This is a genomic window from Chroococcus sp. FPU101, from assembly GCF_017312365.1.
In the GTDB taxonomy this organism is placed as follows: domain Bacteria; phylum Cyanobacteriota; class Cyanobacteriia; order Cyanobacteriales; family Microcystaceae; genus Chroococcus.
In genome coordinates this window covers 1-15,028 of the sequence record NZ_BLJI01000026.1, presented here as the reverse complement: position 1 = coordinate 15,028, position 15,028 = coordinate 1, and the positions used below count along the sequence as shown (strand labels likewise).

Below are 15,028 nucleotides of genomic sequence, written 5' to 3'. Positions count from 1 at the left end.
TATATTTTGTTTGTTCATAACAGCAAGATCAGATAGAAAAAAGTTACGAAATAGGATTTTGATCAATTACTAATAAATACAAACCATATTTTTTTTGAAATAATTTATTAATATACGCTAAGTAATCTTAAATTCTTATTTGCGCTCTCAATCGAAAATATTCTTGTATCAGTAGATAAACTAAAGAAATTACCCAAATTGCCATCTGAGAAATTTCGACATAGGGTAGTGTTGTTATTCGAGCAGGAAGCCACAAAGTAATTAACAATAAACTGAGAACAATAATATTTAACTTTTTCGGATTTTGAAAAGTTAGATTTAATAAGGCAAATACCAAAAAAATGAGCATGACATTATCATAAACGCGGTGATAAGTCCAGACGCGACCGACAAAAGAAGCAATTGCGAAAAGAGTTAATAGAGAATAATTACGACATAAATAACTAATAATTGTAATCACGATTAATCCTAGTAGAGGAGCAACAAAAGTAGCCACTTCTGAGTCGAGTCCAAAATTCATCAAGACATTAATTAATGAATAGCCTTGTTTAGCAAAATAGGATGAATACCTAAACATTCCTTCCATCAAATAAAACGGACTAAGTTTTGTCAAATAACAAATGACTAATGTGGCAAATGTCAAATAAATTGAAAAAGAGATCAGTGCTTTAATTCGACGACGAATGAGCAAGACAAAAATGTATAAAGCTGAAATATTAGGTTTAATCATAGCAACTCCAAAAGCCAAACCCGCCAAAAGGTTCCAGTTCTTGTAGAGCGACCAATACATTAAGATTAAAAAAGCATTAATAATAATCCCATATTGACCATTATTAAGACTTGTTGTATGACTACTAATTGCTAAACTCGCAGCCATTGAAAACCAGGCTTTTGAGCAACTGTAAGGTTTCCCTAGATGAAAAGCAAATAAAGCTAAAACGACTAACGAAATGATATTAAGTAAACCAAAATAGAGGCGAGTCAGATTCCAAGAAATAGGTGGAACAAATAAAAATCCTGTAAAAAATGCCCAGGGTGGATAACCACCAGAGCGAATCATTCCAATTTTTGGATCAACTTTAATTGTCTTTCCAACATCATAAGGATAAGCCCCTTGATAGATATACTGTTGCTCCTGCCATCGCTGAAATAAATCTTTAGCACTTTTTTCATTTAACACTAAGTTATAAAAGCCTTTAGATAAATAGGCTAGACTTAGTACAAGTAAAATAAATGTAATAATATAAAGTATTCTTCTAGGATTTAATTTGAGTTTTTTTATTTTGATTTTATTCATCTTTTATAGATTTTTCAGAAAATGGATACTTTCGGCTTTCTCGTATCAATTAGTCAAATTCTTTTAACTGATATAGTATTTTAGGTTCAACTCGCTTTAGCTAATTATTTTTTGATCAGATTATTATACCTTAAATTAATTTGAATAGATCAACGCTCATTTATTCTTATATTTAATGAGTTCAGGAAGCTAAACTAAGGCTTCTGACTATTTGATGTTATCGCCGAACTTCCCAGAGCCATACTCGTATTAATGACCCAAATCATAAATCGAGTGTTTATAAAATTCATACAATACAAATTTGTTTATATATTTATCAGATTAATACTATTTAGCATTTATGTTTTTTGATGAAAGATTGATTTTACTTTTTCCTGATTTTTTTTAATATTTGAGCAATAAGTTATTAAAAATAGTTCTATTTTTAATAAAAAATTTTTGCTGTTTTCCGTAATTTTACTAATTTTTTGTTTGAAATAATATTTTTCTCAGAAATCATACTGTAGCTAGTTTGTGTGACAACGGCTAATTTTGAATAGGTTTTGATTAGACATGAAATATTTCTTCTAGCAAATAACAAAGCCGCTTCCTAATTTAGCTCGAAAATATAAAGGATAAAAATGTTGTCTAATTTAGCAAATGCAGAAAAAACAATTATTAATATAGAAAATATTGAAATCAAATCTATTCAATTAGCTTCTGCTATCAATATTGCACAAAATACGGAAACTTTAATTAAACATATTGCTATAGAACAAGTTTTTAAATCATCTAAAGAAAATATAAAAATATTCAATGACTCTGTAAACGATTTATCAATATTTAAAGTTTCTCCTTTGAGCAAAGCGACTAATCTTGAGCCAGAAAAGCTAACCTATAAAATTAGTAATGCAGGCACGTCAACCGATTCAAGAATGTTTATTTTACCTTTAGCGATCGCAAGTAGTATCGCTCTTACCCAACCCACAACCTATTATATTAGTCCATCGGGAGACGATAGAAATTCGGGTACATCTCCCACAAGTGCATGGCAATCACTATCTAAAGTAAACAGTATGACCTTTGCTCCAGGTGATAAAATCTTGTTTCGAGGAGGTTCGACGTTTACGGGTCAATTATATTTTGATGCCAACGATCAAGGGAGTGTTAATAATCCGATTACCATTGGCTCTTATGGAGGAAAACCAGCTACCATCAATGCAGGAACAAAAACTGGAGTATTTATCTACAATAGTGCAGGTTATCAGTTATCAGATTTAAATATTGTCGGTTCAGGAACGTCAACAAACATAGGAGATGGCATTAATTTCTACAACGATTTAGCAGGTAACGTCAAACTAGATACGATTAAGATTAACAATGTTAATGTTAGTGGATTTAGAGGTTGGGGGATTGCGATCGGTAGTTGGAATCAGCAAAGCGGTTTTCGTAATGTCGATGTAATGAGTGTCAAAACCTTTAATAACGGCATAGGTGGGTTATTAACTTATGCTCAAGTTCCCAATGTTCATGAAAATGTCAAGGTGTCTTACACACGAGCCTACAGTAATTTAGGAATCTCAAATGTTAATTACGCGACGGGTAACGGTATTACTCTTGGCGGTGTTAATGGGGGAGTCATCGAGAGATCGATCGCATATGATAACGGGAGACTCAATACCAATTTGGTCGGGCCGTCGGCAATCTGGACTTACGATTCGACAGGGGTTGTGATTCAATATAACGAAGCTTATCGAAATCGTACGGGAAGCTCAGGAGACGGTAATGGCTTTGGTTTAGATCAAAATGTTTCTCATTCCATCATGCAATATAACTACTCTCATGAAAATGATGGAGCAGGATTGTTGGTCTGTCAGCAGGGCAATGCTCCTACCCAAACAAACAATGTCGTTCGCTACAATATCAGCCAGAATGACGGAAGAAAATCAGGTTGGGGGGGAATTCATCTTTTTGGCCCGATTAACAATGCCGACATTTACAATAACACTGTTTATGTCCAAAGTAGCTCGACAACCTACCCCGATGCGGTTCTGATCTACAATCCCGTAAATAATGTTCGTTTCTATAATAATATTTTCCAGACTAAAAACAACGCCAGATTAATTGATATTAGTAGTACAGCAGCAACTCAATCTACTGGTCTAGTTTTTCAAGGAAATAATTATTTTTCGAGTGGAACTCCTTTTAGGCTTCAATGGGGAAGCACGAACTATAACAGCCTCGATTCTTGGCGTACGGCGACGGCACAGGAACGGCTCAACGGACAGTTTACTGGGAGTAGTGTCGATCCTCTTTTGAGTAGTCCAGGAGCAGGGCTGAGTATCAACAATACAGATCTACTCACTAATCTGAGTGCCTATCGCTTAGGATCTAACTCATCGATGATTGATCGCGGACTAGATTTAAGCCAATTTGGCATTAATTCAGGAAACCAAGATTTTTATGGAAATAGCTTACCTCAAGGATTAGGCTACGATATTGGTGCTAATGAATTTTAATAAAAGCAGGAAATATAGTTTAAAACTCTCTTGTTAAGTTAATACTATTACAGGAGAGTTTCATTTTAAATCTGTTGCCGTTTAATAGCTACATCACAATACATATAATACCCCAACGCAAAATAAACCATTTGCCAATTATCTTCTATACATAACTCGTTGACTGCCTGAATCACTCCATATTCCATACATTCACAGGGAGACCAATATGTATAATCATTAAAAATTAAAAATCCATCTTCTTTTACTTTTGAGCTTGCCGCTTGTACATCTTTCTTGACTCCTTCATAAATATGATCACCATCAATGTAAATAAAATCAAAATAGTGATCGGCAAATGTATTAAGCCATGATGAAGAATCTCCCTGATGAAGTTCAACAATCCCTGAGTTTATTTCCTTCTGAAACTTTTCTTGAATCGAATGGCTACTTAGATCGAGATCGATAAGATGAAGTTTAGCGGGATAGCATATATCAAGAATAGAACGGGAAAATTGACCCGTCTGTACACCAACCTCGGCAATAACGCCTCCTTTTTTCATTTTATGCAGGATCGCTTCTCTATTCGCTAATAAAGAGCAGTTTTCAACTTGCTTATCTGTTAGCATCGGTGCGGGATGAGAAAGTTTAATACAGCCAAATGAGTCGGTGTAGGGTTTCATCACACCTAACCAGGCTTCCCTTGCTCTCATTAATGTTGATGGGTCAATATTTTCCATTACTTTTACTGTGCTATTCGATAGGTTGTTTGTAGAATGACCAAGAAAAGAGAACCATTTTTTTATTAATACTTTCAGCATTTAAACTCCAATATAGTTAAGAAGTTAACGATTTAAAGTTGAACTCGTAGGATTTTTGATCTCCCATCTACAGGGAGGGCTGAGAATACCAGCCTGTGTAACTTTAGATTCCACTGATAGAGTATAGACGTGCCAGTGAAAATCGTAGGCATAAGCCCAATTCCTCTCGTAAACACCGACGTTTACAAAATATTTTCCTCCCGATAAATCCAATCGTTCCAAAGAAACCCTAATCTTACCTTGAGCTTGAATAATAGAAGTCATTAGCTCCTTATCATAGGTATTAATGTCCAAGCAGACTTGACCATCCTCCTGAGTAATTGAAACATTAAAAATGAGAGCGTCAATTGGTTGGATCAGGGAATATTCAATTTCAACGATTAAGCCATCGCCACTATTAATATGACTGGTTGGTAACAATTGAACATCAACAATTTCAACTTCTAAAGAACCAAAGCGATTTTCATTCAAGCGTAGTTCAATTCCGTCTATTGTCATTTGCGGGGGACGAGGAGGAGTACGCTTTTGGGTCTCAGAACGCATTTCACTAACGTATTGTCCAGCGACTACTTCCGCCTCTCCATAGGCTACGACTCGCCCCTGACGTAGCCAGAGAGCGCGATCGCACAATTCTCGAACTTGGTCAACACTATGAGAAACTAAAACAATCGCACAACCCTGAGCTTTTAACTCTTTAATACGCTCTAAACATTTTTTTTGAAAAGCTAGATCTCCTACTGAAAGAAACTCATCTACAAGTAGTACATCTGGGTCGGTATGAATGGCGGTAGAAAAGGCTAATCGCATTCCCATTCCTGTACTATAAGTACGGACAGGATTATTAATAAAATCCTCTAACTCAGCAAAAGCCACAATTTGCTCTAATCGCCTCGCTACTTCCCGACGAGTTAACCCCGCAACCACTCCACTAACAAAGACATTTTCTCGCCCAGTTAAATCTGGAGAAAAACCTGCTCCTAAATCCAGTAACGCACCAATTCGACCAGTCACTTTAACCTTGCCTTCATTGGGGATTCCCACGCCCCCAAGTAATTGTAATAAAGTTGATTTTCCTGCTCCATTTTGCCCAATAATGCCGAGCATTTGACCAGGGGCTACCGTAAAATTTATCCCTCGCAATGCCCAAAACTTTTCTCTCGCACTAAGTCCTCGAAAGCCAGATAAAACTGCTTCCATAATAGTAGCTGGCTTGTGGGTGTGGTAACGGTGATAAAGTTTTCCTAAATGCTCAACGCTAATAGCATTTTTCATATATTTATTAAATCAAAAATTTGAATAATCAATAATTCCTCAACTTCAATATTTTTTAATAGCAAAACTCTATTCAATTAGGATGATTTTAAAATCAATCTCAAAGTTCCTCAACAAAACGATGACTTTGTTGCTTAAATATATAATAGCCAAATGGTAAAACTAAGGCAGTGATCATAGCAATAATAAAAAGTGCTAACCAATCGGGTTGTATTCCCCAAAGCAAAATAGCTCGATAAGCAGTTACAATATGTACCATCGGATTAAGACCATATATATACCAATATTCTTTAGGAATACTATTTAGGTCATAAAAAATAGGAGTGAGATAGAAAAATAATTGTACTAAAACGCCTAGAGTATGTTGGGTATCTCGAAAGGTAACATTAAGTGCTGCGAGAAAGTAGGAAAAACTAACGGTCAGGATAAATTGTAATAGTTGTAGGATAGGAAGGAAAAAAATTACGGGCTGTAATTTGATGCCATCAATCAGTAGAAAAAGAATCAGTACAGGTAAAGCCAGAACAAAGTGAATTAATCCTGTTGTCACAATAACAATTGGTAAAATAGCTACTGGAAATCTCGGCTGACGAATTAAAGAACGGCTATTAACAATGACACCTGTTGCTTGAAATAAAGAATTTTGAAACCAGTTCCAGACCAACAAGCCCGAAAAAACATAGGAGGCATAATCAGGAATATTAACTGGGACGATCGCCTGAAACACAAAGGCGAATACGGCTAGTTGTAAAAGAGGATTGATTAAAGTCCAACCGATTCCTAGAATAGAACGCTTATACAACAGTTTCATATCCCGCAGGACTAATTCTCGCAGCAAATCATACAGGTAAGTCAATTGCCATCTGAAGGGTTTAGGAGTTTTATGAGAAGTCTTTGATAATAAAGACATAATTTTTAACATCAATATCTACTTTGATAACTTACTTTCCCTTCAAAGAGAGAATTTTTACCTCGTCACTTTTATCTGAAAAACGTTGAGCGACAGCAACATAAGGAGTACTTTTTCCTTGTCGTTTAACTCGTTGGCGAGAGATCCATAATGACCAGGGGCCTGATAAATTTCCCCAAAATTCAAGCAGGATCATCGGGATCGGATGGGGACAGCGACGTTGAAAACGTTCCTTAATCCGCTTCAATTGCCACATCGGTAAACCAAATACAGCAGCGATTAATCCTCGCCAATCTCCATCGTGCAGAAAGGTCGTGAGATGATAGGAGATGATGCCTTTACTATAGTTGAAAAGTTGACGGCGCAAAGCTTTCATGGTAGTACGATGCTTGTGCCAAACCACTGCTGAGGGTTGATAGATGATCGTGTAGCCCGCTTTTAAAATCTTATAAAACGCGTAAATATCTTCTCCAACTCCTGAAGGCATACCTGGGCCGAGGGCTTCATCTTCTAAACCAATTTCAGGATTGTTAAATATCTTTGCTCGAAAAGCTGCATTCGCCGTTCCACCTAATTCCCAAGTGGGGACTGAATAAAACCAAGAATGCTCGAACACAAATGAATTAGCCTCCCAACGATTAAAGCCACGACTGAGACCCCCACTACCGTATTGCTCGAATAAGCGTTGTGAATCAGTGTTTAATTCTCTAGGTAAAACATTGCCTGTAACTGCCATCACGTCGGGTCTAGCGAAAGGAGAGATCAGATTTTCCAACCAAGTAGGAGCCATTGTTACATCATCATCAATGGTCACAACGATATTCCCTGTACTTTCAACAATTCCTGCGTTACGAGCATAGGCGACTCCCTGTCGGGATTCTTTAACTAAAATCACATCAGAAAACTGCTTAAGAGCAGGTGGCGTTAAACCAGAAGCGGGATGATTATCAACCACGATAATTTCAACCTTTCTGGATGTTTCTTGAGAAATGAGAGAACTTAAGCATTTCGATAAGTCATCAGGTCGATCATAAGTAGCGACCACAATAGAAACCGAAATATGATCAGGTAATCTAGTGTCTGTTGATAAATTCTCAAGTTGAGTGGGTTTGTAGTGTTGTTCTATCCAAGTAGTGGCTCTTGCCCAAGAAATGTCTACATTAAAATCTTCCAAGTCAGTTTCAAGCAATCTAACTCCCATGTGGCTAGCGATTAATTCACATAAGCGAGATTTAGAAATAGGCTGATATAAATTTTCGACATCGAAACTTCCTAAGGAAGAATGTTGCCAAGTGGGAAAGATCCGAACATGAGCGTAATCTTGTAGATCAGTGATTGGCCGTATCGGTTCCGTCAACTCAACTCTACGGACAGCCATCGGAATTGATAAGTAAGAAGAAGGGATCTCGATCTCAGTCGATCCTGATGCAACAGGCTTTTCTAAATAGTCCTGTATCGTCGGCAGATCCCCGTGTTCTAGAGCAATTTGGGTCGCGTTTTTACTAGACTTTTGATAGGTTCCCAAGCCCTCCAGACAACCCGAAAGCTCGGCGAGGATTAAATCTCGAGGATAAAGAGTGGGATAAATCAAAGAAAGAAGCAAGCGACGAAGATGATAGGTTACGAGCCAGATCAGTCCCAGGTAAAAGAAAGAAAAGGTTTCTTCAGGATAAAACTTGGTACTACGGACAAAATAAGCGATAACCCCTCCGTTACCCCGAAGTTGTTTCTTTAATTTCTCGTATTCCCTTCGATGGCGATGGCGAACGATCGCATTAGGTTCATAAACTAGAGTATGTCCTTCTTTAATAACACGGAAAAACATTTCTAAATCCCCAGCACCATTCGTAACAGTCCCTACATCTAAAGCTGGATCAAAATAACCAACTTGAGCAAAAACGTTACGACGGTAAGCCATATTTGCCCCTGTTCCATAATTCCCCGTCGCTAAATCCCACCAAGACAGTTTTTTGTGAAGGTTTGCTCGATACCACTTGCGATCAAATCCCTTACCAAAGCCTCCTTGCATTTCAAATAAAACCTGTGCTTCCGTTTCTAGTTCGTAAGGCACAACTAACCCAGTCACTGCCATCACTTCTGGATTTTCCGCAAAGACTTGAGCTAAGGCTTTGACCCACCCTGGATCTACGACGACATCATCATCAGTGTAGGCAATAATTTCACCTTTTGCTTCAATAATTGCTCGGTTTCTCGCCCAATCTAAACCAGGTCTTGGTTCACAAGAGTAGCGGACTTGAGGGTATTGACTGACTAATTCTTTAGTCGCTGTACTCGTTGGTGCGTTATCGATGACTAAAATATCTAATTTCGGATAATCGAGTTTTATGATAGCGTCTAGGCAAAGGGCTAAATCTGATGCTCGATCTCTGGTACAAACGGCTACAGTTACTAATGGTAATTCTCCACCATAGTTGGTCGGAGGGAGATCGTATAAATTTTCTAAACGTAAGCGATCAGTTTTAGAAGAAGCGGCTAGTCCATTTTGGAGTAAGGTTTGAATAATCTTCCAATTATGGTGGTCTAAAATCGCTTTAGCAATCTTTTCCGCCCTACAGTAACCATTAGTAATTGGCACTTGAATGTAGCCAATCGGAACTCCATGTAATCTGACGAGTCCCTGAAGTCTCATGTAGCCCTCTAATTCCTCAATATCCTTAAGGGGATGGCTTAATTCAATGTCTGTAACTTTGATTGGATAGAGCATATTAGTTAATTAGGGTTAATAAAAAACGAAGTAAGTGTCAAAACATGAACTTTATTCAAATGGATTGTCTTTAGCATCATTTTTCTAGGAGTTTTAGATATAAATCTGATTTTTCCGATTCTTTCCAATGATTAGGTGAGCTAAATAGCAGTAAAACTATTTGATGTAAAATTTTTTCTAACCAACTCTTAAACCCGATCTTGGCAATAGATTTAGATGATTTATCCTTAGTACGTCTTCTCGGCTTTGATGTCTTGAAAAAAAATTGCTCTAAGTTTTTGACTTGAGATAGTTTTTTAATGCTAATGAAATAGCAACTTTTTATCAACATCTTATACAAGCCCAATCTTAAGAAAGGTGTAACACAATCTACTTTTAAAGCCCGATAAAGCCAAACAAGTGTTTTTTCAGAGCTTTTTTGATAGTAGTTTTGACGCGCTAAATACATATAAAAACTACTCAGAGAAAGTCGATAGATAGTTTTAGGTATCTTGGGATATTTACAAAAGACCGACTTCCAAATCTCTATTAGAGATTTTGCCATCGTTTCGCCATCGCTAGACATACTGTTAGATACCTTTCGATAACCGATCAAAAATTCAGGAACGACTCGAAATTTGTAACGTTCAGCAATCCGTAGATAAAGTTCCCAGTCTTCGCATCCTTGTGCGTTTTGAATTCTCAAATTTTCATTATAATAGCCAACTTTTTCAAGAACACTACGGCGGATCACAGTTGAACTAGCATTGGCTAGAAAATAATGCAATAAAAGGATCGTATAAACATTTCCCTCAAGGGTAGATGACCGAAATTCTCCCGAAGGAAAATCATTTTCATCAATATCTAGTGACCAAGCATAAGTAAGTCCTACAGAACTATCGGAATTCAAGAGAGATTGCATTTGCTTTTCTAGATTTTCTGCATACCAAAGATCATCAGCATCAATGGGAGCGATAAATTCACCTTTGGCTTTTTCAATGCCTAAATTCCGAGCCGCCGCAACTCCCGAATTAACCTGTTGAAGCAAGATCACACGCTGATCTTGCTGCATGATTTTTCGGACTAGATCAACTGTTTGATCCTCTGAGCCATCATCAATGACGATTACTTCTATATTTTTGTAAGTTTGAGATAGGACTGATTTTAAAGTTTTTTCAATAAAAACCTCAGCATTGTAAGCGGGAATAATCACAGAGACTAAAGGAAATGCGATATCGTAGGCACGCGAACACGAAGTGCGGCGAAGCCTAGCGCACGCTAGTTGAGGATTGTTCATGGGGTCGATCCTGCTGTAAACGGCTGATGCCTTCGTTGATGCCATTGCCAGGCATGACTCAGCATCATCTTAAGGTCGCTATATTGAGGCTGCCAGCCTAAGATTTTTCTGGCTTTCTCGCTACTACTGACTAAAATCGGAGGGTCACCAAGACGACGCTCTTTTTCGAGTACTTTGATTGTTGTTTCTGTTACCTCCTGAGCCATTTCGATGACTTGTCGGATCGAAAAACCATTCCCGTTACCGAGATTAAACGTTTCATTTTCTCCCCCATTGAGTGAGTATTGCAATCCTAGAAGGTGAGCTTGTGCTAGATCTAAAACATGAATGTAATCTCGAATACAAGTACCGTCGGGTGTCGGGTAGTCTGTACCAAAAATAGACACAGAATCTTTCTGTCCTAATGCTGCTAATAAAACTAAAGGTAAAAGATGCGGTTCAGGTTGATGATCTTCTCCGAGTTGACCATCTACAGACGCTCCAGCCGCATTAAAAAAACGAAAACAAACTGACTTTAAGCCATAAACTCGGTTAAAATCCCTTAAAATTTGTTCTGCCATCAATTTACTGGCACCATAGGGATTGATTGGACGCTGTAACTCCTTTTCCGTTACAGGAATTGTTTGAGGAATTCCATAGGTCGCGCAGGTTGACGAGAAAACAAAATAATTCACGGATGCTTCGACCATTGACTCTAATAATGTCAGAGTTCCATTAACATTATTTCGATAGTATTTGGCAGGATTTTGAATTGATTCACCGACATAAGCATAAGCAGCGAAATGCATGACTGCTGTAATCGGATAAGTCGTAAAAATTTCTCTGAGTAAAGCGCGATCTTGAATATCTCCAACAATTAAGGGGACTTTTAAAACTGTTTCAACAATATCTCGATGTCCGCACACTAAATTGTCTAAAATCAGAACTTCATAGCCTGATTTTAAAAGCTCTTGAACGACGTGCGATCCAATATAGCCTGCTCCTCCAGTAACCAGAATCATCGCTAGTGAGTCCTTAATTCTTATTGAGCAAGTCAGGTTAAGAAAAAAATAATTTCTGAAATAATATCACAATTATAAAGATTCGCAACCAATCATTTAAATAATTTCGCTAAAAGATTATTGTGTTTTATTTTACTGAATAAATAGTTTAATTTGTGGGTAATTATTTCAACATTTCTTTTCGGCCTGCTATACACTTTGGTTCATTTTATTCTACATACTTTTCTAAACTTGACAACTGAACGATTTTTTGATGAATAAATTCTTTTAATCTCTAAAATTTCTGTTTTTTGGGGTTTTATGGCTAAAAAAAATTAATAACACTTGTTTGCTCGATATTCGTACTAATAGCAGCAGCTAGTTTAGATTTAAAGCCAAATTTTTAAGTATTAACAAATTTGAATAAATCAAAAATCTATCTTTAGAAAGAAAAAATCAAAAAGGGTTTGAAGACCAAACCCTATGAACAATTTTTCTGTTGCTAAGTGAGTTTTTCACTCCACCTATTGTTTAAGCAGTGACTACTTCAGAAGATAAACGTTTAAAGGTTAAGCGTTCGTCTTCGATATCAGCAAAAACGGTGTCACCTTGTCTAAAATCTCCTTTGAGGAGCATTTTAGCGATCGCTGTTTCTAAATACCGTTGTACAGCACGTTTAAGTGGTCTTCCCCCATAAACTGGATCGTAGCCGACTTCGACTAAGAAATCTAGAGCCGCGTCTGAGACTTTGAGGGTGATTTTTTGTTCCTCTAAACGTTCTTCTAAGCGTTTGACTTGTAGTCTAACAATTTCTCTAAGTTGAGATTTTTGTAAACTGTGGAAGATGATAATCTCATCAATACGGTTAAGAAATTCGGGACGGAAGCTATTCCGCATTGCATCCATGACACGCGATCGCATTTCTTCGTCATCACCAGCAACATCGAGAATATACTGAGATCCGACATTACTGGTCATGATAATGATCGTATTTTTGAAGTCTACAACATGACCTTGAGAATCAGTTAAACGTCCATCATCAAGGATCTGTAGCATCACGTTAAAGACATCTGGATGTGCTTTTTCAATCTCATCAAAGAGAATAACAGAATAAGGTCTGCGTCGAATTGCTTCGGTCAGTTGTCCTCCTTCTTCATATCCGACATATCCTGGAGGCGCACCCATCAAACGTGATACACTGTGTTTCTCCATATATTCCGACATATCGATCCGTACGATCGCTTCTTCGGTATCAAACAAGCTTTCTGCTAATGCTTTTGCGAGTTCCGTTTTACCAACACCAGTGGGGCCTAAAAAGATAAAACTAGCGGTAGGACGTTTGGGATCTGCTAAACCAGCGCGAGAACGTTGGATCGCTTCTGCTACTGCGGTTACAGCTTCTTCTTGTCCGATCACCCGTTGATGTAATTCATCTTCAAGGTGCAGTAGTTTTTCTTTTTCGGATGCGATGAGTTTACTGATGGGTATTCCCGTCCATTTGGAGATGATTTCACCAATATCTGATTCTACTACTTCTTCCCGTAATAGGGTTTTACCCGTCGTTTGTTTTTCAGAAAGTTGGGTTTCAAGGTCTTTGAGTTCTCGCTGTAGGTTAGTCAATGTACCATAGCGCAATTCAGCCATCTTATTGAGATCATAATCTCTTTCGGCTTGTTGGATCTCTAAGTTAACTTGATCGATCTCTTTTTTGACGGTACGAATTTGATCGATGACTTCTTTTTCCGATTGCCATTGAGCGTTAAACTGAGATTGTTCTTCTTTTAGATCAGCGAGTTCTTTTTCTAACTTTTCTAACCGTTCACGAGAAGCAGGATCGTATTCTCTCTGTAAAGATAATCGTTCCATCTCTAGTTGTAGGATTTTGCGATCAACTTCATCGAGTTCTTCGGGTTTAGATGTGATCTCCATCTTCAGTTTAGCCGCAGATTCGTCTACAAGGTCAATTGCTTTATCGGGTAAAAAGCGATCGCTAATATAACGGTTCGATAACACTGCTGCTGCAACTAAGGCACTATCCGCAATTTTAACTCCGTGATGTACCTCATAGCGTTCTTTTAGACCCCGTAAAATCGAGATCGTATCAACAACATTCGGTTCATCAACAAATACTTCTTGGAAACGACGCTCTAATGCTGCATCTTTTTCGATATACTTGCGATATTCATCGAGAGTAGTTGCACCGATACAACGTAGTTCACCTCTTGCTAACATCGGTTTGAGGAGGTTACTTGCATCCATCGCACCTTGAGTAGCACCTGCACCCACTACGGTATGAATTTCATCAATAAACATGATGATACTACCTTGGGAGTCGGTTACTTCTTTTAAGACCGCTTTGAGACGTTCTTCAAATTCACCTCGATATTTGGCACCTGCAATTAAACCACCCAAGTCTAAAGCAATGAGTGTGCGATCCTGTAGTGATTCTGGCACATCTCGGTTAATGATGCGTTGTGCGAGTCCTTCAACAATAGCGGTTTTACCAACACCCGGTTCACCGATCAGGACTGGGTTATTTTTGGTGCGACGTGAAAGAATTTGTATTGTGCGACGGATCTCGTCATCACGTCCAATCACAGGATCTAGTTTACCTTCTCTAGCAGCTTGAGTAAGATCTCGTCCGTATTTTTCGAGTGCTTCGTATTTTCCTTCTGGGTTTTGGTCTACCACTTTTTGATTACCCCTTACCTGTTTAATGATATCTTTGAGCTTGTCTTCTGTCAGTCCAAATTCTGCAAAAAGCGATTTACCGAAGCGATCGTCTTTAGCATACCCTAAGAGGAGGTGTTCGACAGAGATAAAGTCATCTTGAAATTCTTTGCGATATTGTTCAGCACGATCAAGTAAAGTATCTAAACTACGACCTAAATAAATAGAGTCACCAGGGTTAGACACCTTGGGTTGACGACGGATAAAATCATCAGTTTTATCCCGTAAACGCTGAATACTGATATTCGCTTTATTAAATATACTGATTGCAAGTCCCTCTTGATCTAAAAGAGACTTCATCAAATCTTCACTTTCAATTTGTTGATGATTGTTCTGTTTAGCGATGTCTGGAGTTCTGACTACCGCTTCCCAGGCTTTTTCTGTAAACTGTTGTGGATTCGTGGGTTGCATTTTCTATAGTCGTTTTTTTGATAATATCTCTAATAGTTATTGTAATCAGGTTAGATCCTATGTGATGAGAGGGATAACCCGAAAGACTTAGGTAGGTTTTCCGTTATCTGATACCAAGTTGCGAATTGT

9 protein-coding genes are annotated in these 15,028 nt (G+C 37.8%); 1 reads left to right on the top strand and 8 read right to left on the bottom strand.

Annotated features, from left to right (window positions below; translation table 11 throughout):
* Nucleotides 1-127: 127 nt before the first annotated feature.
* Nucleotides 128-1,297, bottom strand: a complete 1,170-nt coding sequence (locus CFPU101_RS18320) for a glycosyltransferase family 87 protein (RefSeq protein ID WP_206816779.1) — start codon at nt 1,295-1,297, stop codon at nt 128-130.
* 620 nt (nt 1,298-1,917) lie between these two features.
* On the opposite strand from CFPU101_RS18320, the gene CFPU101_RS18315 reads away from it, so the two are divergent.
* Nucleotides 1,918-3,795: a right-handed parallel beta-helix repeat-containing protein gene (locus CFPU101_RS18315; RefSeq protein WP_206816778.1), complete on the top strand. Its 1,878-nt coding sequence runs from the start codon at nt 1,918-1,920 to the stop codon at nt 3,793-3,795.
* Nucleotides 3,796-3,860: 65 nt separating this feature from the next.
* Here the strand turns inward: CFPU101_RS18315 and CFPU101_RS18310 are convergent, their stop codons facing one another.
* The 7 genes from CFPU101_RS18310 to clpB all read right to left on the bottom strand — a co-directional run bounded on the left by CFPU101_RS18310 (nt 3,861) and on the right by clpB (nt 14,899).
* Entirely contained in the window at nt 3,861-4,514 is a 654-nt protein-coding gene (locus CFPU101_RS18310; RefSeq protein ID WP_206816777.1) for a class I SAM-dependent methyltransferase, read from the bottom strand.
* A 105-nt stretch (nt 4,515-4,619) separates the two neighbouring features.
* Nucleotides 4,620-5,867: an ABC transporter ATP-binding protein gene (locus CFPU101_RS18305; protein ID WP_206816776.1), complete on the bottom strand. Its 1,248-nt coding sequence runs from the start codon at nt 5,865-5,867 to the stop codon at nt 4,620-4,622.
* A 100-nt stretch (nt 5,868-5,967) separates the two neighbouring features.
* Nucleotides 5,968-6,777, bottom strand: coding sequence for an ABC transporter permease (locus CFPU101_RS18300; protein WP_206816775.1), 810 nt, complete (start codon nt 6,775-6,777; stop codon nt 5,968-5,970).
* A gap of 31 nt (nt 6,778-6,808) precedes the next feature.
* Nucleotides 6,809-9,502 carry a glycosyltransferase gene (locus CFPU101_RS18295; protein WP_206816774.1) on the bottom strand — a complete coding sequence of 898 codons (2,694 nt, stop codon included), beginning with the start codon at nt 9,500-9,502 and terminating at the stop codon, nt 6,809-6,811.
* 76 nt (nt 9,503-9,578) lie between these two features.
* A complete protein-coding gene (locus CFPU101_RS18290) occupies nt 9,579-10,778 on the bottom strand; it encodes a glycosyltransferase (RefSeq protein ID WP_242578074.1) in 1,200 nt (399 codons plus the stop codon).
* The gene (gene galE, locus CFPU101_RS18285) at nt 10,775-11,779 is read right to left on the bottom strand and encodes a UDP-glucose 4-epimerase GalE (RefSeq protein WP_206816772.1); all 1,005 of its coding nucleotides are present in this window, start codon (nt 11,777-11,779) and stop codon (nt 10,775-10,777) included. The genes CFPU101_RS18290 and galE overlap by 4 nt, the downstream gene beginning before the upstream one ends.
* 510 nt (nt 11,780-12,289) lie before the next feature.
* Entirely contained in the window at nt 12,290-14,899 is a 2,610-nt protein-coding gene (gene clpB / locus CFPU101_RS18280) for an ATP-dependent chaperone ClpB (RefSeq protein WP_206816771.1), read from the bottom strand.
* Between the last annotated feature and the right edge of the window lie 129 nt (nt 14,900-15,028).